Origin of the sequence: Pseudomonas persica (assembly GCF_900291015.1) — a bacterium.
Classification (GTDB): domain Bacteria; phylum Pseudomonadota; class Gammaproteobacteria; order Pseudomonadales; family Pseudomonadaceae; genus Aquipseudomonas.
The window spans coordinates 1-244 of sequence record NZ_OLKL01000319.1 but is presented as its reverse complement, the minus strand read 5'-3'; the positions used below and the strand labels follow the sequence as shown (position 1 = coordinate 244).

At 69.3% G+C, this 244-nt stretch carries 1 protein-coding gene; it reads right to left on the bottom strand.

Annotated features, from left to right (window positions below; translation table 11 throughout):
• The coding region (locus tag FQ664_RS26725; RefSeq protein WP_144175983.1) for an exodeoxyribonuclease V subunit gamma at positions 1-244 on the bottom strand (244 nt) is incomplete at both ends.

The window sequence follows — 244 nt, the reverse complement described above, 5'->3', positions numbered from 1 at the left end:
GCCACTGCCGGCGGTAGCTGAAGCGGCGTGGATCGCCGTCACCGAAGGCGGCCGGCGAGAACGGCTGCAGCGCGTGGCGCACGGTGAAGTCCCGCGTGGCGGTCGACGGATCGAGGTGATAGGCCGCGGCGGCATCGATCAGTTCGCTGACCAGCACCGAGGGTTCGCGCACGCTGCCATCGCGCGGGTCCGCGCCGAGGTAGCTGAGGTAGAACACGTCCTGCGCAGCAGCAAACAACTGCAG